Source organism: Pseudomonas simiae (assembly GCF_000934565.1).
Taxonomy (GTDB): domain Bacteria; phylum Pseudomonadota; class Gammaproteobacteria; order Pseudomonadales; family Pseudomonadaceae; genus Aquipseudomonas; species Aquipseudomonas simiae.
The window spans coordinates 1,459,070-1,479,215 of the sequence record NZ_CP010896.1 but is presented as its reverse complement, the minus strand read 5'-3'; the positions used below and the strand labels follow the sequence as shown (position 1 = coordinate 1,479,215).

Here is a 20,146-nt window from a genome sequence, read left to right as displayed (position 1 = left end):
GGCAGCATGGCGCAGCAGTATCAACCGGGGCAACGCTGGATTAGTGACAGCGAAGCAGAGCTGGGGTTAGGCACCGTTCTGGCACAGGACGGCCGCTTATTGACCGTGCTCTATCCGGCCACTGGCGACACTCGCCAGTATGCGCTACGGAATGCGCCCCTCACTCGCGTGAGGTTTTCGCCGGGTGACAGCATCACCCACTTCGAAGGCTGGAAAATGACCGTTCAGGAAGTCGACGATGTCGACGGCTTGCTGGTGTACCACGGCCTCAATGGGCAGAACGAGCAGGTCACCCTGCCGGAAACCCAACTCTCGAACTTCATCCAGTTCCGCCTGGCCAGCGACCGCCTGTTCGCCGGGCAGATCGACCCGCTGGCCTGGTTCTCGCTGCGCTACCACACCCTGGAACACACCAGCCGCCAATTGCAGTCCTCGTTGTGGGGCTTGGGTGGCGTGCGTGCACAACCGATCGCGCACCAGTTGCACATCGCCCGTGAGGTCGCTGACCGTATCGCGCCACGGGTATTGCTGGCTGACGAAGTGGGCTTGGGCAAGACCATCGAAGCCGGCCTGGTAATCCATCGCCAACTGCTGTCGGGCCGCGCCAACCGCGTGCTGATCCTGGTCCCGGAAAACCTGCAGCACCAATGGCTGGTGGAAATGCGCCGCCGCTTCAACCTGCAGGTTGCGCTGTTCGACGAAGAACGCTTTATCGAAAGCGATGCCACCAACCCGTTCGAAGACACCCAACTGGCTCTGGTTGCGCTGGAATGGCTGGTGGACGACGAAAAGGCCCAGGACGCGCTGTTCGCCGCCGGTTGGGACCTGTTGGTGGTCGATGAAGCTCACCACCTGGTATGGCATGAAGACAAGGTCAGCCCGGAATACGCGCTGGTCGAGCAACTGGCCGAAGTGATCCCTGGCGTATTGCTGCTCACCGCCACCCCGGAGCAATTGGGCCAGGACAGCCACTTCGCGCGTCTGCGCCTGCTCGACCCGAATCGCTTCCACGACCTGCAAGCCTTCCGCGCCGAGAGCGAGAACTATCGCCCGGTCGCCGAAGCCGTGCAGGAGCTGCTGGACAAAGGTCGTCTCTCCCCTGCCGCGCACAAGACCATCCAGGGTTTCCTCGGCAACGAAGGTGAAGCGCTGCTGACCGCCGTCAACGATGGCGACACCGAAGCCAGCGCACGCCTGGTACGCGAGCTGCTCGACCGCCACGGCACGGGCCGCGTGCTGTTTCGCAACACCCGTGCCGCTGTGCAAGGTTTCCCAGAGCGCAAACTGCACGCCTACCCGCTGCCGAACCCGGACGAATACCTCGAGTTGCCGCTGGGCGAACACGCCGAACTGTACCCGGAAGTCAGCTTCCAGTCGCAGCCGGACATCGAAGAAGAAAACCGCTGGTGGCGCTTCGACCCGCGCGTCGAATGGCTGATCGACCAGCTAAAAATGCTCAAGCGCACCAAGGTCCTGGTGATCTGCGCCCACGCCGAAACCGCCATGGACCTGGAAGACGCCCTGCGCGTGCGCTCCGGCATTCCGGCCACGGTGTTCCACGAGGGCATGAACATCCTCGAGCGTGACCGCGCCGCCGCTTACTTCGCCGATGAAGAGTTTGGCGCCCAAGTGCTGATCTGTTCGGAAATCGGCAGTGAAGGCCGTAACTTCCAGTTCTCCCACCACCTGGTGCTGTTCGACCTGCCGTCCCACCCCGATTTGCTGGAACAGCGCATCGGCCGACTGGACCGGATCGGCCAGAAACACGTGATCGAACTGCACGTGCCGTACCTGGAAACCAGCCCGCAAGAGCGCCTGTTCCAGTGGTACCACGAAGCGCTCAACGCCTTCCTCAACACCTGCCCGACCGGCAACGCCTTGCAGCATCAGTTCGGCCCACGCCTGCTGCCGCTGCTGGAAAACGCCGATGACGGCGAGTGGCAAGCCTTGATCGACGAGGCCCGCGCCGAGCGTGAGCGCCTGGAAGAAGAACTGCACACCGGTCGCGACCGCCTGCTGGAACTCAACTCCGGCGGCGCGGGTGAAGGCGATGCACTGGTGGAAGACATCCTTGAGCAAGACGACCAGTTCGCCCTGCCGATCTACATGGAAACCCTGTTCGACGCCTTCGGCATCGACAGCGAAGACCATTCGGAAAACGCGCTGATCCTCAAGCCCAGCGAAAAGATGCTCGACGCCAGTTTCCCCCTGGGTGACGACGAAGGTGTGACCATTACCTACGACCGTAACCAGGCGCTGTCCCGCGAAGACATGCAGTTCATCACCTGGGAACACCCGATGGTGCAGGGCGGCATGGACCTGGTGTTGTCCGGTTCCATGGGCAACACCGCCGTGGCGCTGATCAAGAACAAGGCGCTGAAGCCAGGCACCGTGTTGCTGGAACTGCTCTACGTCAGCGAAGTGGTTGCCCCGCGCTCGCTGCAACTGGGCCGTTACCTGCCGCCGGCAGCCCTGCGCTGCCTGCTGGATGCCAATGGCAACGACCTGTCGAGCCGTGTGTCTTTCGTGACCCTCAACGACCAATTGGAAAGCGTGCCACGGGCCAGCGCCAACAAGTTCATCCAGGCCCAGCGCGACCAGCTGACGCCACGGATCAACGCGGGCGAAGAGAAGATCACCCCGCAACATGCCGAGCGCGTGGCCGAGGCCAAGCGTCGCCTGGCGGCGGACACCGACGAAGAACTGGCACGCCTGACCGCCTTGCAAGCGGTCAACCCGACTGTGCGCGACAGCGAGCTGGTGGCCCTGCGCACCCAACGCGAGCAAGGCCTGGCCATGCTGGATAAGGCGGCGCTGCGACTGGAAGCGATTCGGGTTCTGGTAGCAGGTTAATCGTGGTTTGAAGCACAAAAAAGGCCCGCGCAATGCGGGCCTTTTTTCGCTTGTCGCGGCCCCGGTGTGGTGGGTGCCGGCCTCTTCGCAGGCAAGCCAGCTCCCACAGTTGACCGAGTTGTCATGTCGATAACCGTTCAATGTGGGAGCTGGCTCGCCTGCGAAGGGGTCAACCCGATCTCAGGCGGGAACCCCGGCAGCCGGCACCTGCACGTCCCCCAATCCTTCCTTCATCTTCTTGGCATCGCGCACAAAGCTGCGCGACGCCTGGAACAGAAACAGCATGGTCAAGAACAGCGCCACCGGGATCAGGTACATGGCGTCATGCAACCCCACCGCTTTATATGCTTCGGTCATCTGCTCCGCCCCCGCTGCGTACATCGCCGAATGGGCAAAATGATCGGAGAGCCCGCCCACCACGATCGGCCCCATGCCCCCCCCCAACAAGTACAACCCGGCAAAAAACAGCGCCATCGCCGTGGCGCGCAGGCGCGGTTCGACCACGTCCTGAATCGCCGTGTACACGCAGGTGTAGAAGTTATAGGCAAACAACCAGCCCACGCTGAACAGCGCCACGAACACACCAATCTCAATGCGCCCGGCGTGCAACGCCCAGGCGGTGGTCACGGTGGAGATAATCAGGCTGAACGCGGCGAACAACAGCCGACCATTGGCAACCCGCTGATGGATCTTGTCGGCGACCCAGCCCCCCAACGTCAGGCCCACCAGGCCGGTCAAACCGACGATCACGCCAGTGGCGACGGCGGCTTCCTGCAACGGCATCAGGAAATAACGCTGCAGCATCGGCACCAGGAACGAGTTGCAGGCATAGGTCGCAAAGTTGAAGCACAACCCGGCCAGCACCAGCCACAGAAAGGTCGGCACCGCCAACACACGGCGGATCGGGCGGTCGACGCGTTCTTGGGACACCTGCACGGTTTCGGCGGCGCCGCGCTTGGGCTCCTTGATATAGAACATGAACACCGCCAGGATCATGCCCGGTACCGCCGCAATAAAGAACGGTGCGCGCCAGCTGTCGAACGCCTTGACCATCCAGCCGATGGTAAAGAATGCCAGCAACAGCCCCAACGGCAGGCCCAGCATGAAAATGCCCATGGCCCGCGCGCGACGGTGCGCCGGAAACAGGTCGCCAATCAGCGAGTTGGCCGCCGGTGCATAGCTGGCTTCGCCAATGCCGATGCCCATGCGCACCAACAGAAACGTCCAGAAACTGCCGACCATGCCATTGACCGCCGTCAGCCCGCTCCAGGCGAACAAGCCCCAGCCCATCAGTTTGCTGCGCGAGCCGGTATCGGCCAGGCGCCCGAGGGGCAAGCCGGCAATGGCGTAGACGATGGTGAAGGCGGTGCCGATGATGCCGAGCTGGAAGTCGCTCAGGTGCCATTCCATGCGGATTGGCTCGATGATGATCGCCGGAATCGTGCGATCGAAGAAATTGAACAGGTTGGCGAGGAACAGCAGGAGCAGAATGCGCCAGGCATTCGCCGCTTGGGTCGAGTTCTGCATGGGTCCGTCTCTTTTATTGTTATGAGAGCTGCGATGCCCGATGCATCCTGCCCGGTACCTGCAACATAGTCAGACAGCACCCGGTTGTCTGTAATGATTCGTAAAGCTGATAGGGCATGATTTCGCCCGGCAGCACGGGACTTCGCCCACAAAAATATAAGTGCCTGCCCCCCTTCCCAACGGCCATGGCCCGGATAGAATGGCGAGCCTTCCGTAACACCCCAACCCTACTTTTCTTATCGATGACGCCCATGTCCGAAGCCAGTCCGTGTCTGAATTGCGGTGCCTGCTGTTCACACTTTCGTGTGTCTTTCTTTTGGGGAGAGTGCGCCTCGTCGGGGGGCACGGTGCCCGATGACCTGGTGGTGCAGATCAACCCCACCCGCGTGGCGATGATCGGCACCGACCAGAAGCCGGCGCGCTGTTGCAGCCTTGAAGGAGAAGTGGGCCAAGGCACCCGCTGCACGATTTACGAACAACGCTCCAGTGTGTGCCGCGAATTCGAGGCCTCCTGGTATGGGGGCGAACACAACGCCGATTGCGATGCAGCCCGCGCCGCGTTTGGCCTGGCGCCTCTGGAAGCACCGTTCGAACTGGACCTGCCCATCAGCGCTTAGCATCAAACGCTATGGGTGGCATGCCAAAATCGTAGAGAATCAAAGTGCCATTACTCCTTGGCGAATTCTCCTAGCCGTCTACACTCGTTCTCATTGGTCATCGCCGTAGGCAGTGACGTGACGCTATGACGGGACATGCTATGGAATGGCTGGGTCTGCATTTTTTTACCGAACTTCCAGCGAGCGGGCACTTATTACTCAATTGCAGTCATAACCCCTTCCTGGTGTTGCTCGCCTACCTGGTTGCGTGTGCGGCGGGCTTTGGCACACTGGACATGGCCGAACGCGTCGGCCATGTCGAAGACCCTACCGCGCGGCGCCATTGGCGCTGGCTCGGTGCCGGTTGCCTGGCAGGCGGGATCTGGTCCACCCATTTCATCAGCATGCTGGCCTTCCAGGCCCCGATTGTGATCCATTACGAACTGTTCATGACGTTCGCATCCTTGCTGATCGCGCTGATCGCGTCGTTGATCGCCATGCAAACCCTCAGTCACTCCAACCTGCGCTTTCACCAGTATTTGCTGGCGTCCATCTGGATGGGCATCGGCATCGCCTTGATGCATTACGTTGGCATGTCGGCCATGCGCTCCCAGGCCCAGATGTATTTCGATTCGGGACTGTTCCTGGCCTCGGTTGGCATTGCCATGGGTGCCAGCCTCGCGGCGTTGTTGCTGTCGAGTTACCTGCGCACGGGCACGGGCGTGTTCCATCAACTGCTCAAATACGCCGCCAGCCTGGTCTTGGGCGCGGGGATCCTGAGCATGCATTTTACGGGCATGGCCGCTCTGCAATTAATCGTCCCCACCGGCGCTGACCTCTCACTGGCAGTGGATAACAACCCCATTCAACTGGGCCTGTCGGTGGCCGTCATCACCCTGCTGGTGATCGGCAGCAGCATCAGCGCCGCTCTGGCCGACAAGAAACTGCAGCACAAGGAACGTGACCTGCGCCGGGTCAATGCACTGCTCAGCGAACTGGACCAGGCTCGCGCCTCGCTGCAACAAGTAGCCCATTACGACGCCCTGACCAGCCTGCTCAATCGCCGAGGGTTCAACCAGATTTTTGCGGAGAAGCTCGCCGAAAAAACCGCCTCCAACGGCATGATGGCCGTGATATTCCTCGATATTGATCACTTCAAGCGCATCAATGACAGCCTCGGGCATGACGCCGGCGACCAGTTACTCAGCGTGCTGGCCGGGCATATCAAGGGCTCGGTGCGCAGCCACGCGGATGTGGTCGCACGGTTTGGCGGCGATGAGTTTTGCATCCTGATCAGCATTCACCACCGCGACGAAGCCCGGCACCTGGCCCAGCGCATCATGCAACAGATGAAAGAGCCCATCGAATTGGCCGGCCGACGCATGGTGATGACCACTAGCATTGGTATCAGCCTGTTCCCCGACGACGGCCTGACTTGCGAAGAACTGCTGAAAACCGCCGATCTGGCGCTGTACCAGTCCAAGGATGCCGGGCGCAACAATCTCAACTTTTTCAGTTCCAACCTGAAAACTCGCGCCTTCCTCGAACTGCAACTGGAAGAGGAATTACGCGGAGCGCTGCGCACCCATAACCAACTGGTGTTGTTCTATCAACCGATCTTCGACATGAAATTGGGCAAGGTCACGCGGCTCGAAGCCCTAGTGCGCTGGCAACATCCACAGCACGGCTTGCTGGCCCCGGACCGCTTTATCGGCATCGCCGAAAGCAACGGTCTGATTGCCGAACTGGACCACTGGGTGTTGCGCCAAGCCTGTCATGACCTGAGCCTGCTGGCTGACCGCGGCTACACCGACTTGACCATGTCAGTGAACTGCTCGGCCCTTAACCTGGCGCGCGATGAGCTGGCGGATGAAATCGAAGACGCGTTGCGCTTCAGCGGGATCGGCGCCAACCGCCTGGAGCTGGAAGTCACCGAAAACGCACTGATGGGCAACATCAGCAGCACCTTGGCGTTGCTGCGGCAGATCCGCGCGCTGGGCGTGTCGCTGGCCATCGACGACTTCGGCACGGGCTACTCGTCCCTCGCTTATCTCAAACGCTTGCCACTCAACACCCTGAAGATAGACCGCTCGTTTATCCAGGACATTCCCAAGTCCACCGCCGATATCGAGATCGTCCAGGCGGTGATCGGCATGGCTCACACCCTGCACTTGCAGGTGGTGACCGAAGGCGTGGAAACCCAGGCCCAATTCGAGGTGCTACTCAAGCATGGCTGCGATTTCGTGCAGGGTTACCTGCTAAGTCCGGCGGTGCCGGCCAGTGAGATCATCGGCGTGATGCAGGGCATCAACCAGCGCAACCCTCTCCCTGCGCACAGAGGGGTGGGCAGCAAGGACAGCAGTTCGACGAAAGACCCCTCCCCAAACCGTGGCAGCTCCACGTCGATCGTCAGGCCAATTCGTTGACGTCGAATCCTTGGCATTTAGCCATCATTTGCCTAAAGAACCCCGACAAACGGCCGATTCATCAGAGTCCGGCCAGGTTTTCCCTGAAAACACTCGGGTTTAGCCCACTCGCCCAGGACAAGGACGCGCAGTAAAGTCGCGAACTCCCACTCCGTGATGGCTACTTGATACTCTTTAGCCGTCCGCCCAGGCACATGGCGCAAATGACCTCTAAAAATAACTCTGCCACCCTGATATCCGACGTGTTGCCCCCAGCGCCTGCGGACAAACCCTCAGGTTCAACGTCATTGAGCACCACCCGCCCGTCGGCCACCCAGCAATACCTGTACTTCACCGAAACCAATACCGACCGTATCCTCGACAACCTCGACGGCCTGCGCGACATGGTGTTCCCGCGCCCGCCCCACTTGGAAGGCGACACCGACCCGCGCAACGAGCAGGAATTTCCCTCGGTATGCCTGATCGGCCTGGGCCGCTGCGGTTCGAACATCGCACTGGACGTGGCGGAGTTGGTGTACAACGCGCGCAAGTTCTACCTGAACGAATTCAGTAACGAAGACAAATCGCAGGACAAGGGCTACAGCCCGGCCCAGTGGATCCGCAACAATCTGCGCCTGGGCGGCGGCAAGGCCAGCAAACCCGTGTTCCTGGTGGAGCCGCTGGTCATGCTCGGCGACCTGGACAAGGACATCGCCGGGCGCATCCGTTTCTCGCGCAAGGGCGAAAAAAGCGGCTTCCTGCGCGACTACAGCAAAATGAAGATCATGGACTTGTCGGAGGTCCATGCCGGTGGTGCCGGTAACGCGCCGATCCTCGGCCAGTACCTGGCCAAGATCATCCTCAACAAAGACACCCAGCGCTTTTCCAGCCCCGATTGGAAGATGATCCACTCGTACCTGATCGACTCTTGCGGTATCAAAGCCAACCAGTCGCGCCTGTACTTCTCGATCTTCAGCGCCGGCGGCGGCACCGGTTCGGGCATGGCCTCCGAATTCGGCCTGGCCCAGCAGCACTCGTACATGAACAAAACGTTCGACACCAAGCCCGCCGACGAGCACGACAGCAAAAGCGGCCATGCCTTTGTGTTCGAGCCGATCTTCACCAGCGGCATCTGCGTGCTGCCGAATATTTCCGACCACCGCAGTGAAATGTCCGAGGCGCTGCACATCAACGCCGGGCGACTGCTGTGCAAATACCTGTCGGAAGAATGGGATTTCTCGTACAACTTTGCCAACGAAGACAGCAGCGAAGCCAGCGTGAAGGGGCGTATCCGGCCGTGGAACGCGATGATGCTGATCTCCAACGACATCATGCGTTATGCCGAAGAAAGCGATGACGGCAATATCCAGAACATTGACGTCAATGCGATGGAAAAACACGCCAACCAGTACATTTCCCAGCAGATCTTCAACATCCTCACGGCCCAGGCCGTGACCACCGACTACGACCAGAACTACTTCCGTCGTGCCGGTATCGACATCGGCGAAACCATTCGCCTGGATGCCAACGACCTGTTCATGAGCCTGGCCGGCCCGGTGGCGATTGCCTATGCCGAATCCGTCGTCCCGGAAACCCCGGCGCCGTCGAGCGACAAGTTCAAGGTATTCGACAAAGAGCCGCAGCGCCTGAACATCGACGACCTGTTCTTCCGCTCCATCGACCTGCCGCACTTCAACAAGGTCACCCAAGCCATCGAAGGCATCAGCCTGCTGCCGATCGAGTCCAAGCGCTACAAGGCGTCGCTGGAGCAGTACAAGAATTCGGGCTACGACGCGGCCGCGTTGCACGACCTGCACTTCTTCAAAAACTGTTCGTCGGTGGTGTCGATCGTTTCATTGCCCAAGGACTACAAGCTGTCCTACATGGACCTGAACCGGCTCAAGACCCACCTCAACAGCCTGTTCCCCAATACCACCCTCAAGCGCTATGCCCTGGTGATCGGCGCTTCGGCCAACTTGTCGCTGACCACCCTGATCGCCAAGAGCCCGTGCCTGTCGGACGACTTTCTTACGCTGATCGTGGCATTCATCAAACGTTGCTTTGCGCGCAACCCGTACCGCTTCGATGACACGCTGGACAATTCGATCCTGGACTTCATCATCCACGAGGACTTCGACGAAGACCGTATCGACGAGCTGCTCAACGAGTTCGAAAACCCGGCGAAGATCCTCGATACCAACTGGTACGCGATCAAACCGATGTATGAGAAGAAGTACCGCGAGTTGATCAACGACAAAGAGAAGTTTGTGTCGATCAATGACATCCGCCTGTCACGGGATTGCGTGAAGAAGGCGATCAAGTACCTGCGCGAGATTTACCGTCACCGGATTGGGAAGACCAAGGTTATTTCGTTGAATAACCATACCGGGAAAACCGCCTAGGCCGCGTTGCCCTCTTCGCGAGCAAGCCCGCTCCCACAGTTGACCGTGTGCATCCTGCACAAATGCGGTCGCATGTGGGAGCGGGCTTGCTCGCGAATGCGGCAGTCCAGACAACAGATACCTTCAGTCCTGGCACACCTGGAAACAATTGCGCAGCGATTCGGCCAGCGCCCTAACTGTTCCCATGACGTGCACGTCACCCTCACCTGTGACCTTTCTCTACGGCAACGTGCCATCACGGCGTCAGCAGTTACTCCGCTACACACTTAAGACAGCAAAAACCACGCACCTTTTTCGGGCAATCTTTTCTTACACTGCCCTTTCCTGGATCAGAATCCACGGCGATACCACCACCGCCCACAGGCTCGGATCACGCTCAACCAGGTCCAATGCCCGCGTCGCAGACACTTCGCCAAGGCTCCCGGCGGCCAGCCAGGCAGCGACTTTGTCGCGATTATCTTCGGCCATGCCTTCGGCGGCCTCGATCAAATCCAGGCCGGCGTCGACCCACAATAGGGCACCCTTGGCAAAGAACGGCTCAAGCTCCTTCCAGGATATTTCGGCGGTTTCACCGAGCAGCTTGGCATAGAGGGTGCTAGGTTCTTGCGTCATGGGAGTTCACCTTGGGAAAAAATCGGCGCAATCATAGCGTCACACCTCAAGCAGAAAAACCCAGTTGCAAATGAGTCACCGATAGAAAGTGTCAGGAAAGCCAAGGATTGCCTGAAACTCCGGCATAACCCCGCCGCAATTCTGTCTTTTTCTTTCATTTAAGCGACATACCCGGGTTTTGCCCCCAGCAGCCAGCTTTTCAAGCGATCAACCGGCGCTCTACACTGTACCGGTACAGTTGCCAGGGCACTGCCGGGGGGATATCCGAGATATCTGATCCGGTTCTGCAGCTCACAAGGCCGCTAGAACTATAAAAAATACAACAGTAAGAGTGGAGCACTATGAATAAGGCTACTAAGCAGATTTCCAAACTGTTTGCCGCTATGGTCCTGGCTGGGGTTGCCGGCCATTCGTTCGCAGCCGACACCATCAAGATCGGTATCGCAGGTCCTAAGACCGGTCCAGTGACGCAATACGGCGACATGCAATTCATGGGTGCCAAGCAAGCCATCGCCGACATCAACGCCAAAGGCGGCGTCGACGGAAAAATGCTTGAAGCCAAGGAATACGACGACGCTTGCGATCCTAAACAAGCCGTTGCCGTCGCCAACAAAGTGGTCAACGACGGCGTCAAGTTCGTGGTCGGTCACCTCTGCTCCAGCTCCACTCAACCTGCCTCCGACATCTATGAAGATGAAGGCGTGATCATGATTACCCCGGCTGCCACCAGCCCGGAAATCACCGCGCGTGGCTACAAGCTGATCTTCCGCACCATCGGCCTGGACAGCGCTCAAGGCCCAGCCGCCGGCAACTACATCGCCGACCACGTGAAGCCGAAGATCGTGGCCGTACTGCACGACAAGCAGCAATACGGTGAAGGCATCGCCACCGCCGTCAAACAGACCCTCGAGAAGAAAGGCACCAAGGTTGCCGTCTTCGAAGGCCTGAACGCCGGCGACAAAGACTTCTCCTCGATCATCCAGAAACTCAAGCAAGCCAACGTCGACTTCGTCTACTACGGCGGCTACCACCCTGAGCTGGGCCTGATCCTGCGCCAAGCCAAGGAAAAAGGCCTGAACGCCAAGTTCATGGGGCCAGAAGGCGTCGGCAACGACTCCATCTCGCAAATCGCCCAGGGCGCTTCCGAAGGCCTGCTGGTGACCCTGCCTAAATCCTTCGACACCGACCCGGCCAACAAAGCCATCGTTGAAGAGTTCGCGAAGAACAAGCAGGACCCAACCGGTCCATTTGTGTTCCCAGCCTACTCGGCCATTGAAGTGATCGCCGGCGGTATCAAGGCTGCGAAGAGCGAAGACACCGCCAAGGTGGCCGAAGCCATCCACGCGGGCACCTTCAAGACCCCTACCGGCGACCTGAGCTTCGACGCCAAGGGCGACCTGAAGGACTTCAAGTTCGTGGTGTACGAATGGCACTTCGGTAAACCAAAAACCGAAGTTTCCCCTCAGTAAGCCAGGCATTACTGGTCCAACAAGCCCACTGTGAGAGCAGTGGGCTTTGTTTTACGAGGTTTATGGGCCTGACACCCGCGATCCGGGCGCTGGCTCACCTGAAAATCTTAAAACCGTCACCAGCGGTTCGCTGGCAAACGCTTTGTGCAAATGTGCTCACAGAACACAGCACGGGGCCGGAACATGACTCCACCAGTGAAATGCGTATCGGGTTTTTAGGAGCGCTGTAATGCCTGAGATCTATCATTTTTTCCAACAGCTGGTTAATGGCCTGACCATTGGCAGCACCTATGCCTTGATAGCCATTGGCTACACAATGGTTTACGGCATCATTGGAATGATTAACTTCGCCCATGGCGAGGTCTACATGATTGGTTCCTACGTGGCCTTTATCGCCCTTGCCGGGTTGGCCATGATGGGTATCCACTCCCTGCCGCTGTTGATGACCGCTGCGTTCCTTGCGTCGATCGTCGTAACCAGTGCCTATGGCTACAGTATCGAGCGCGTTGCCTATCGCCCCTTGCGTGGCAGCAACCGTTTGATCCCGCTGATTTCCGCCATTGGCATGTCGATTTTCCTACAGAACACCGTATTGCTGTCCCAGGATTCCAAGGACAAGTCCATTCCCAACCTGATCCCGGGGAGCTTCTCCTTCGGTCCGGGTGGTGCGGAAGAAGTCCTGATTTCCTACATGCAGATCCTGGTTTTCGTCGTCACTCTGGTGGCGATGCTGGGCCTGACCCTGTTCATCTCCCGCTCCCGTCTGGGGCGCGCCTGTCGGGCCTGCGCCGAAGACATCAAGATGGCCAACCTGCTGGGCATCAACACCAACAACATCATCGCCCTGACCTTCGTGATCGGCGCCGCGCTGGCCGCCGTTGCAGCGGTGCTGCTGAGCATGCAGTACGGCGTGATCAACCCTAATGCCGGTTTCCTGGTAGGCCTCAAGGCCTTTACCGCGGCGGTATTGGGCGGCATCGGCAGTATTCCGGGCGCGATGCTCGGTGGCCTGGTGCTGGGTGTGGCCGAAGCCTTTGGCGCCGATATCTTCGGCGACCAGTACAAGGACGTCGTGGCGTTCGGCCTGTTGGTTCTGGTGCTGTTGTTCCGTCCGACCGGCATCCTGGGCCGTCCGGAGGTTGAGAAAGTATGAGCAGATATCTTAAATCGGCGTTCTTCAGCGCCTTGCTGGTATGGGCCGTGGCCTTTCCGGTACTCGGTCTCAAGCTGAGCATTGTCGGCATCAATCTGGAAGTGCATGGCACCGGTCCCGTGACCCTGACCATCATTGCCCTCTGCTCGGTGCTGATGTTCCTGCGCGTGCTGTTCACCCAGCAGGTCGGTGCCCTGTTCAAGAGCAACCGTGGTCCGTTGGTGTCGCCCAAGGTCAGCCAATTCCTGACCCTGCCACGCACGCAGCGCTACATCATCATTGCCCTGATCATCGCCGCACTCATTTGGCCGTTCTTCGGCTCGCGCGGCGCGGTCGATATCGCCACCCTGATCCTGATCTACGTGTTGCTGGGCCTTGGCCTGAACATCGTGGTCGGCCTGGCCGGCCTGCTCGATCTGGGTTACGTGGGCTTCTATGCCGTGGGTGCCTACACCTACGCACTGCTCTCGCATTACCTGGGCTGGAGTTTCTGGATCTGCCTGCCATTGGCGGGCATGGCGGCGGCCACGTTCGGCTTCCTGCTGGGCTTCCCGGTACTGCGCCTGCGCGGTGACTACCTGGCGATCGTGACCCTGGGCTTCGGTGAAATCATCCGTCTGTTCCTGCGTAACCTCACCGACATCACCGGCGGCCCCAACGGTATCAGCAGCATCCCCAAGCCGACGTTCTTCGGGCTGTCGTTCGACCGTACCGCCGCTGAAGGCATGCAGACCTTCCACGAATACTTCGGGATCGACTACAACCCCGTGAGCAAAGTGGTGTTCCTGTACCTGGTGGCGCTGTTACTGGCATTGGCCGCCTTGTTCGTGATCAACCGCCTGCTGCGCATGCCGATCGGCCGCGCGTGGGAAGCGTTGCGCGAAGATGAGATCGCCTGCCGCGCACTGGGCCTGAACCCGACCATCATCAAACTCTCCGCGTTCACCCTGGGGGCTGCGTTCGCCGGTTTCGCCGGCAGCTTCTTCGCCGCTCGCCAAGGCCTGGTGACCCCGGAGTCGTTCACCTTCATCGAGTCGGCGATCATCCTCGCCATCGTGGTATTGGGTGGCATGGGCTCGCAACTGGGCGTGATCCTGGCGGCGATCGTGATGATCCTGCTGCCGGAAATGATGCGTGAGTTCAGCGAATACCGCATGTTGATGTTCGGCGCCATGATGGTGCTGATGATGATCTGGCGTCCTCAAGGCCTGCTGCCCATGCAACGTCCACACATGGAGCTGCGCAAATGAGCCGCGAGATCCTGAAAGTCGAAAATCTGAGCATGCGCTTCGGCGGTTTGCTAGCGGTCAACGGCGTAGCCCTGACCGTCAAAGAAAAACAAGTCGTCGCGCTGATCGGCCCCAACGGCGCCGGCAAGACCACGGTGTTCAACTGCCTCACCGGTTTCTACAAGCCGAGCGGTGGCAGCATCCTGCTGGACGGCCAACCGATCCAGGGCCTGGCCGGTCACGAGATCGCCCGCAAAGGCGTGGTGCGGACCTTCCAGAACGTGCGGTTGTTCAAGGACATGACGGCGGTCGAGAACCTGCTGATCGCCCAGCACCGTCACCTGAACACCAATTTCTTCGCAGGCTTGTTCAAGACCCCGGCGTTCCGCAAGAGCGAGCGCGAGGCCATGGAATATGCGGAGTACTGGCTGGACAAGGTCAACCTCACCGAGTTCGCCAACCGCCCCGCCGGCACCCTGGCCTATGGGCAGCAACGTCGCCTGGAAATCGCCCGTTGCATGATGACCCGTCCGCGGATCCTCATGCTCGACGAACCCGCGGCCGGCCTGAACCCCAAGGAAACCGAAGACCTCAAGGCCCTGATCGGCGTATTGCGTGAGGAAAACAACGCCACCGTGCTGTTGATCGAACACGACATGAAACTGGTCATGAGCATTTCCGACCACATCGTGGTGATCAACCAGGGCACACCTTTGGCCAACGGCACGCCGGAGCAGATCCGCGACAATCCTGAAGTGATCAAAGCCTATTTGGGGGAAGCGTAAAATGCTGCAATTCGAAAACGTTTCCACTTTCTACGGCAAGATCCAGGCCCTGCACAGCGTCAACGTGGAAGTGCGCCAAGGCGAGATCGTCACGCTGATCGGCGCCAACGGTGCCGGCAAATCGACCTTGCTGATGACCCTGTGCGGTTCGCCGCAAGCCCACAGCGGCAGCATCCGCTACATGGGCGAAGAACTGGTGGGCCAGCAGTCGTCGCAGATCATGCGCAAGAGCATTGCGGTGGTGCCGGAAGGCCGTCGCGTGTTCTCGCGCCTGACCGTGGAAGAGAACCTGGCCATGGGCGGGTTCTTCACCGACAAGGGCGACTACCAGGAGCAGATGGACAAGGTGTTGCACCTGTTCCCGAGGCTCAAGGAACGCTTCAGTCAACGCGGCGGCACCATGTCCGGCGGTGAGCAGCAAATGCTCGCCATCGGCCGTGCGCTGATGAGCAAGCCCAAGCTGTTGCTGCTGGACGAACCTTCACTGGGCCTGGCGCCGATCATCATCCAGCAGATCTTCGACATCATCGAACAACTGCGCAAGGACGGTGTGACGGTGTTCCTGGTGGAACAGAATGCCAACCAGGCCTTGAAGATCGCTGACCGCGCCTATGTGCTGGAAAACGGCCGGGTGGTGATGCAAGGGACTGGCGAGCAGTTGCTGACCGATCCCAAGGTGCGCGAGGCGTACCTGGGCGGTTAAGAGACGGTTGCTGTAGGAACCCGATCAAAAATGTGGGAGCGGGCTTGCTCGCGAATAAAGTGGATCAGTCAGCACATTCAGTGACTGAAACACCGCATTCGCGAGCAAGCCCGCTCCCACATTTTGCTTTGTGTGATCCCTGAAACTTTCATTGTTTGAAATTATTTTCAAGCGATGTGTAACGAATCTCACCTTCCCGCCTCTAGTGGTGCAAGCAGGCACTCAAGCCCGCCAATTCAACCCACTGCTGGAGATTCAACATGACTACCAAACTGTCCGCCGCCACCCTCGTCCTGGCCCTCGGTTCCGCCCTGAGCCTGTCCACCCTGGCCACCACCGCCCACGCTGCCGACGACATGCAGAAATGCTTTGGCGTCGCCGAAGCTGGCAAGAACGATTGCGCCGCGGGTGCCGGCACTTCCTGCGCCGGCACCTCGAAAACCAAAGACCAGGCCAACGCCTGGAAACTGGTCCCGGCCGGCACCTGCCTCAAGACCCCAAGCTCCACCTCGCCGACCGGATTCGGCCAGGAAGCGGCCTTCACTGCCAAGTCCTGATCCCTCGCAAAACCTGAGTACTGATGATGACTCTTTCATCCCTGCACGCCATCTCCCAGGCTCAGGCGCCCGGCCTCCCCCGCCGGGCCGGGCTGGGGCTCAAGCATGAGCATTTCCTTGAAGTGCTGGAGACCTCACCCGACATCGGTTTTTTTGAAGTGCACGCCGAAAACTACATGGTGGCCGGCGGCCCGTTTCATCATTACCTGGGGTTGATCCGCGAACAGTACCCGTTGTCCTTGCACGGTGTGGGCCTGTCCATTGGCGGCGAACACCCGCTGGACCGTGAGCACCTGGCACGGTTGGCCACGCTGATCGATCGCTATCAACCCCAGTCTTTTTCCGAACACCTGGCCTGGTCGAGCCATGGCCCGGTGTTCCTCAATGACCTGCTGCCCCTGGCCTACGACAGCGCGACCCTGCAACGGGTGTGCGAACACATTGACCAGGTACAGAGCACCTTGAAGCGCCCAATGCTGCTGGAAAACCCGTCGACTTATCTGCAATTCCAGCGCTCGACCCTGGACGAGACCGACTTCATCAGCGAAATCATCCGCCGCACCGGCTGTGGTTTGCTGCTGGACGTCAACAACGTCTATGTGTCGTGCATCAACCATCAGCGCGATCCACTCGCCTACATCGATGCCCTGCCGCTGCAGGCCGTCGGCGAAATTCATCTGGCCGGTTTTGCCGAAGACACTGACAGCCTCGGTGATCGCTTGCTGATCGATGATCACGGCGCGCCAATCGATAACGCCGTGTGGCAGCTGTACGAAAAAGTACTGGCACACGTTGGCTCGGTTGCGACCCTGATCGAGCGGGATAACCAGGTGCCAGCATTCGGCGCACTGCTGGCCGAGGCTCAACAGGCCGAATGGCATCTGTCGCAGGTGACCCCATGAGCCTGCATGACGAGTTCGCCGAGGCCTTGTTGGCGCCGGATCTGGCCTGCCCCGATGGCCTGTTCAGCAGCAATGGCGCCGACCCTGCCAGCCGCTTTGTGGTGTATCGCAACAACGTGCACAGCGCGTTGATCAACGCACTGGCAACGGCTTACCCGGTGACATTACAACTGGTGGGCGAGGAATTTTTCCGCGCAATGGCCGGCCTGTTTGTGCAGGCTTGCCCACCCACCAGCCCGTTGATCAGCGAGTACGGCAGTGCGTTCGCGGCGTTTATCCAGGACTTCGAGCCTGCCGCCAGCGTGCCCTACCTGGCCGATGTCGCACGCCTGGAACGCTTGCGCGTGCGTGCCTACCACGCAGCAGATACCCAGCCGCTGGAACAGCAGGCGGTTCTCCAAGCACTGCAAGGCCAGTCAGCCCTGGGGAAATTGCGCCTGCAACTGCACCCCTCCCTTGCCACATTGAATTCAACTTATGCGGTGGTAGCCATCTGGGCCGCACACCAGCTCGAAGGTGGCCTGGCCACCCTGAATCCCTGGCACGCCCAGGGTGCGCTGGTCATGCGTCAGGGCCTGAAGGTCCAGGTCTTTGCTATCGACCACGGTTCAGCCACGTTTATCGACAGCCTGGCCCATGGCACGCCCTTGGAAATAGCCGTGGAGCAGGCGCTTGAAGTGTCAGTCGAGTTCGACCTGCACCAATGCCTGACGCTGCTGATCAGCCACAACGCCATCACTCATTTGTATCCAGAACAAAAGGTATCGCCATGAATACTCGTCCGTCGTACCTGATCAATCGGGTCATCGCGCTTTTCGAGCAGATCCCCTACAGCCTGATCGCCTTTCTCGCACGTTTTTCCATTGCCGCGGTGTTCTGGAAATCCGGGCAAACCAAAGTCGAAGGCTTCGCGATTGATTTGATCAGCGGCACCTTCCAACTGGGTGAACCCAAACTGGCAGCCTCAACGTTGCCGTTGTTTCGCAGCGAATACCACGTGCCCCTGTTATCGCCCGAAGTCGCAGCGCCAATGGCCGCATTTGCCGAGCACTTTTTCCCGGTATTGATCCTGGTGGGCTTTGCCACACGCTTCTCGGCCTTGGCCCTGATCGGCATGACCCTGGTGATTCAGCTGTTCGTCTACCCGGACGCCTACCCGACCCACGGGACCTGGATCGCGCTGCTATTGTTGCTGGTGGCCAAAGGGCCGGGACGCCTGTCCATCGATCACCTGATCGCCCGTCGCTATGCTTAAAGCCGATCCAGGGCCTCGCCGCTGCGCTTGAACCAACCCACCAGATAATCGGCTAACACCTGGGTGCGGCGCGGCAAACCGCCCTGATAGGGATGCACCAGGTACATCGGCATGCTCCGCGTCTGATAATCGCGCAGGAGCCAGCGCAAACGGCCGTCCGCTAATTCCGCGGGGAGAACATAGGACGGCAGCCGCGCAATACCGGCGCCCACCAATGCGGCCTTTTTCAACAGGTTGTAGTGGTTGGAGGCGAATGTGCCGCTGACCCGCACCCGCAGCAATTCGTGCTGCTGGTGATACAGCCACTCTTCACGCCCGCTGTAATGGCTGTTGAGCAGGCAGGTGTGCGCGGCCAGGTCGGACGGGGTCTGCGGCTCGCCATGCTCCTCAAGGTAGGCTGGGCTGGCGCAGGTCATCTCATGCCAGGCCAACAACGGCTTGGCCACCAGGCGCTCATTCTCGATCGCGCCTAAGCGTACCCCCAGGTCAAAGCCATCCCGCGCCAGGTCGCGGTAGCTGTTGTTGAGCTCCAGCTCGATCTGTACCTGCGGGTACTGCTTGGAAAACTCCAGCAACAATCCGTCGAAGAAGGTCTCGCCCAGCGACACCGGCACCGTCATGCGTACCGGCCCAGCCAGATCATCCTTGAGCCGGGCCAACGCCTGTCGGGCACGATCCACCTGCACCACCAATGCCTGGGCCTGGGGCAGCAACGCTGCGCCGGCCGCGGTCAGGCTAAGCTTGCGGGTGGTGCGGTGCAGCAATACCACGGAAAACCGCGCTTCCAACTGGCTGATCCGCTTGGACAACTGCCCTTTGCTGCAGCCCAATTGCTCGGCGGCCACGGTAAAACTACCGGCTTCGATCAGCACCGCAAACGCGGCCAGGTCATCCATGTCACTCACGGATTGTTTCCATTTGAAAACCAAAGGTTGCCTATTAGCACGTTTATTCGCCAAAAAAGCCACTCTAGACTGAACCCTCACTTAACTCCCTGGAGGAACAGCACCATGAAAATCCTATTGATTGGCGCCAGCGGCACTGTCGGTTCAGCGATCAAGGCGGAACTGGCCCAGCGTCACGACGTGATCAGCATCGGCCGCAACAGCGGTGACTTCCAGGTGGATATCAGCGACAGCGCGTCGATCCGCAAACTGTTCGAACAGACCGGCAAGTTCGATGCCCTGGTCTGTGCGGCAGGCAGCGTGAAGTTCGTGGCGCTAGGCGAGATGAGCGAAGGCGATTTCGAACTGGGCCTGCGTGACAAACTGATGGGCCAGGTCAACCTGCTGCTGATCGGCCGCGAATACGCCAACGATGGCGCCTCATTCACCTTCACCAGTGGCATTCTGAACCGCGACCCGATTCGCACCGGGGCTTCAGCTGCGCTGGTCAATGGTGCGCTGGATGCTTTCGTCAAAGCAGCGGCAATCGAGCTGCCACGTGGCCTGCGTGTCAACTCGGTGAGCCCGACGGTGTTACTGGAAGCCATGGACAGCTACGCACCGTACTTCCGTGGCTACAAACCGGCGCCGGGCGCCGACGTGGCATTGGCCTACGCAAAAAGTGTGGAAGGCTTGCAGACCGGCCAGACGTTTATCGTGGGGTGATCAGGCTGCCTGTCAGAATTACCTGAAGCTAACGGGCGGGGTTGTGATGCAGCGCAGGCCTGCGTAACGTGGCGGCACTTGTCTGGAG

General features: G+C 59.7%; 17 protein-coding genes. 14 read left to right on the top strand and 3 right to left on the bottom strand.

Annotated features, from left to right (window positions below):
• The first annotated feature begins 6 nt into the window (after positions 1-6).
• Positions 7-2,853, top strand: a complete 2,847-nt coding sequence (gene rapA / locus PF1751_RS06610; RefSeq protein ID WP_010212351.1) for an RNA polymerase-associated protein RapA — start codon at positions 7-9, stop codon at positions 2,851-2,853.
• A 180-nt stretch (positions 2,854-3,033) separates the two neighbouring features.
• Here rapA and PF1751_RS06605 read toward each other — a convergent pair whose 3' ends face one another.
• Positions 3,034-4,380 (bottom strand): spinster family MFS transporter, encoded by a 1,347-nt coding sequence (locus PF1751_RS06605; RefSeq protein WP_010212352.1) that lies wholly within the window; start codon positions 4,378-4,380, stop codon positions 3,034-3,036.
• A gap of 251 nt (positions 4,381-4,631) precedes the next feature.
• On the opposite strand from PF1751_RS06605, the gene PF1751_RS06600 reads away from it, so the two are divergent.
• From PF1751_RS06600 to PF1751_RS06590, 3 genes are all read left to right on the top strand, one after another.
• A complete protein-coding gene (locus PF1751_RS06600; RefSeq protein WP_021492384.1) occupies positions 4,632-4,997 on the top strand; it encodes a YkgJ family cysteine cluster protein in 366 nt (121 codons plus the stop codon).
• Positions 4,998-5,137: 140 nt separating this feature from the next.
• Positions 5,138-7,402 (top strand): putative bifunctional diguanylate cyclase/phosphodiesterase, encoded by a 2,265-nt coding sequence (locus tag PF1751_RS06595; protein WP_010212354.1) that lies wholly within the window; start codon positions 5,138-5,140, stop codon positions 7,400-7,402.
• Positions 7,403-7,605: 203 nt separating this feature from the next.
• A complete protein-coding gene (locus tag PF1751_RS06590) occupies positions 7,606-9,783 on the top strand; it encodes a hypothetical protein (RefSeq protein WP_044286741.1) in 2,178 nt (725 codons plus the stop codon).
• Between the two features lie 309 nt (positions 9,784-10,092).
• Here PF1751_RS06590 and PF1751_RS06585 read toward each other — a convergent pair whose 3' ends face one another.
• Positions 10,093-10,395 (bottom strand): DUF2288 domain-containing protein, encoded by a 303-nt coding sequence (locus PF1751_RS06585; protein ID WP_010212359.1) that lies wholly within the window; start codon positions 10,393-10,395, stop codon positions 10,093-10,095.
• Between the two features lie 341 nt (positions 10,396-10,736).
• Here PF1751_RS06585 and PF1751_RS06580 point away from each other — a divergent pair, with 341 nt between their 5' ends.
• From PF1751_RS06580 to PF1751_RS06540, 9 genes are all read left to right on the top strand, one after another.
• On the top strand, positions 10,737-11,864 hold the full coding sequence (locus PF1751_RS06580) for a branched-chain amino acid ABC transporter substrate-binding protein (RefSeq protein WP_010212361.1): 1,128 nt from the start codon (positions 10,737-10,739) through the stop codon (positions 11,862-11,864).
• 229 nt (positions 11,865-12,093) lie between these two features.
• On the top strand, positions 12,094-13,017 hold the full coding sequence (gene livH, locus PF1751_RS06575; protein WP_003172375.1) for a high-affinity branched-chain amino acid ABC transporter permease LivH: 924 nt from the start codon (positions 12,094-12,096) through the stop codon (positions 13,015-13,017).
• A complete protein-coding gene (locus PF1751_RS06570; protein WP_010212364.1) occupies positions 13,014-14,267 on the top strand; it encodes a high-affinity branched-chain amino acid ABC transporter permease LivM in 1,254 nt (417 codons plus the stop codon). The genes livH and PF1751_RS06570 overlap by 4 nt, the downstream gene beginning before the upstream one ends.
• On the top strand, positions 14,264-15,031 hold the full coding sequence (gene livG, locus PF1751_RS06565) for a high-affinity branched-chain amino acid ABC transporter ATP-binding protein LivG (RefSeq protein ID WP_044286740.1): 768 nt from the start codon (positions 14,264-14,266) through the stop codon (positions 15,029-15,031). The genes PF1751_RS06570 and livG overlap by 4 nt, the downstream gene beginning before the upstream one ends.
• A 1-nt stretch (position 15,032) precedes the next feature.
• Positions 15,033-15,734: an ABC transporter ATP-binding protein gene (locus PF1751_RS06560; RefSeq protein WP_010212366.1), complete on the top strand. Its 702-nt coding sequence runs from the start codon at positions 15,033-15,035 to the stop codon at positions 15,732-15,734.
• A gap of 260 nt (positions 15,735-15,994) precedes the next feature.
• On the top strand, positions 15,995-16,291 hold the full coding sequence (locus tag PF1751_RS06555) for a BufA1 family periplasmic bufferin-type metallophore (RefSeq protein ID WP_010212367.1): 297 nt from the start codon (positions 15,995-15,997) through the stop codon (positions 16,289-16,291).
• Between the two features lie 23 nt (positions 16,292-16,314).
• Positions 16,315-17,193 (top strand): MNIO family bufferin maturase, encoded by an 879-nt coding sequence (gene bufB, locus PF1751_RS06550; RefSeq protein WP_021492388.1) that lies wholly within the window; start codon positions 16,315-16,317, stop codon positions 17,191-17,193.
• Entirely contained in the window at positions 17,190-17,966 is a 777-nt protein-coding gene (locus tag PF1751_RS06545; protein ID WP_042570683.1) for an HvfC/BufC N-terminal domain-containing protein, read from the top strand. Before bufB ends, PF1751_RS06545 begins: the two co-directional genes overlap by 4 nt.
• Entirely contained in the window at positions 17,963-18,448 is a 486-nt protein-coding gene (locus tag PF1751_RS06540) for a DoxX family protein (RefSeq protein ID WP_010212370.1), read from the top strand. Before PF1751_RS06545 ends, PF1751_RS06540 begins: the two co-directional genes overlap by 4 nt.
• Here the strand turns inward: PF1751_RS06540 and PF1751_RS06535 are convergent.
• Entirely contained in the window at positions 18,445-19,353 is a 909-nt protein-coding gene (locus tag PF1751_RS06535) for a LysR family transcriptional regulator (protein ID WP_021492390.1), read from the bottom strand. The two genes, PF1751_RS06540 and PF1751_RS06535, sit on opposite strands and share 4 nt — an antisense overlap.
• Before the next feature lie 105 nt (positions 19,354-19,458).
• Between PF1751_RS06535 and PF1751_RS06530 the strand changes: the two genes are divergently transcribed.
• On the top strand, positions 19,459-20,058 hold the full coding sequence (locus PF1751_RS06530) for a short chain dehydrogenase (protein WP_010212372.1): 600 nt from the start codon (positions 19,459-19,461) through the stop codon (positions 20,056-20,058).
• Positions 20,059-20,146: the final 88 nt, after the last annotated feature.